Origin of the sequence: Butyricicoccus sp. (assembly GCF_050872565.1) — a bacterium.
GTDB lineage: Bacteria > Bacillota > Clostridia > Oscillospirales > Butyricicoccaceae > Butyricicoccus_A.
Window position 1 is genome coordinate 1 of record NZ_JBNMHC010000417.1, and the last position, 1745, is coordinate 1745.

At 51.4% G+C, this 1745-nt stretch carries 1 protein-coding gene and 1 pseudogene; one reads left to right on the forward strand and one right to left on the reverse strand.

Translation table 11 applies throughout. From position 1 onward, the window contains the following. Window positions 1-84 precede the first annotated feature (84 nt). Window positions 85-1386, reverse strand: coding sequence for an amidohydrolase (locus ACR0P9_RS12040; protein WP_432620477.1), 1302 nt, complete (start codon window positions 1384-1386; stop codon window positions 85-87). 137 nt (window positions 1387-1523) lie between these two features. Here ACR0P9_RS12040 and ACR0P9_RS12045 point away from each other — a divergent pair. Beyond that, window positions 1524-1745 (forward strand): annotated as a pseudogene (locus tag ACR0P9_RS12045) (NTP pyrophosphohydrolase); the annotation flags it as partial.

Here is a 1745-nt window from a genome sequence, read left to right on the forward strand (position 1 = left end):
GTCGGTATTGTACTTGTCAATCGCAAAAAAGAGCAAAACTAAGAAAAAATCCGGCTATTTCTCACGAATAGCCGGATTTTTTGCTTATTGACAGCCAAATTTCTGTGCATAGGCGCGGTACTCTTCTGCTGTCATTGCGGGCTGGAACGAAGAGAGAAGCGACTTTGCCTCTGCGGCACCGTCACGCAGCAGACGATACATCGTCAGGGCAGCGAGCTTTGCCGGAAGCAAATACGCTTTAGTTTTGTCTGTGATACGAAAATCTGCACCGTGCAGGGTGCCGGAAAAACCGCCGTAAGTAAAGTTAATGATTGGCATTCGGTGGGATAAATCGCCGACATCTGTAGAAGCGGCGTTGTGTACGGACAGATTTACGGGTTCATAGGTTGCGGACAGCAAGCTGGCGGCATCGAGCAGAGCCTGACACGGTTGCGCCGGAATCGTCGGCAGATAGCCCATATCATCTTGTATGGTAATGTCTGCGCCAAAGGCATATGCCGCGCCGCGATACGCGCGATTGATTTTCTCATTGGCATCTTGTAAAGCGTCCCACGTTTTTGCCCGTACCTGCAAATCTACCGTGACTTCGTGCGGCACGACATTGATCGCAGAATCACCCATGCGGACAATTTCGCCGATGCGAATACAATCCTGATCGCGGAAGGTACTGCGCAGCATACCGATGGCACTGCGTGCCAGTGTCACAACATCGAGGGCATTAATGCCTTTTTCCGGTGCAATGGCGGTGTGAGAAGCCTTGCCTTTGATGTGAATGAGCTTGGATAGAAATCCGCTGGTTGAATTGCATCCGAGCAGAAAATCCGACTGGCAAGGTACCATGTGAGCATGTGTCGTGATAGCGGCTTGGATGTCATCAAAGGCACCGCGGAGCAACAGCTCTGGCTTTCCGCCGCAGCAAGTGGCAATGTGCTCCCTGCGGAGCTGTTCCAATCGGTTCATCGGGACATGCTCTTCACAGGGAACCGCGAAAAAAACTGCGCGGCCGTCCAGCTGGGCTGCGATTTCCGGCTGGCTGAGTGCCAGAGCAGCACCGGCGAGTGCGGCGAGCTGCATGTGATGCCCGCAGGCGTGTGACATGCCGGTTTCCGGCACGGCGAGTGGATGTTCTGGACTGCGAATGCCATCCAATTCGCCGATGAGGCAAATGGATGGAACCTGCGTGCCGAGAGAGGCTTTGACGCCGGTCGAGGCGAGACCAGTCTGCACCTCCAGTCCGCAGGAGGTCAGCCAATCGGCGACTTTTCCGGCGGTTCGATGCTCGGTATAGCCAAGCTCTGCGTGGGAATAAATATCTTCAGCAAAGGCAATCAGCTGCTGTGCGTGTGCATCTATACAATCACAGATGCGCTGTTCTGTTTCGTTCATATCAAAATCCTCGTGTGTTCTGCAATAAAATTAGACTAATTCCAGTATATCGCAGGATAAAACCAGTTGCAAGGCACAGAAGAAAGCGTATAATAGGCGTATACTAAGAAAAAACACGAGAAATAGGAGAAATTACGATGAAGTATTGTTATGAGTGCGGTACATTACTGACAGAAAAATATTTGGAACGCGAGGGCATGGTACAGTATTGTCCGCATTGCAAACAGTTCCGCTTTCCGATTTTTAATACAGCGGTGAGCATGGAAGTGCTCAGTCCGGATCAAAAGCAAGTGCTGCTCATTCAGCAGTACGGAAAAACGCGCAATATTTTGGTTGCCGGATACATCAGCCGCGGCGAA

What these genes read in the sequence shown, in the direction of transcription:
- ACR0P9_RS12040 (WP_432620477.1), bottom strand. Translation starts at nt 1,386, where the DNA reads ATGAACGAAACAGAACAGCGCATCTGTGATTGTATAGATGCACACGCA.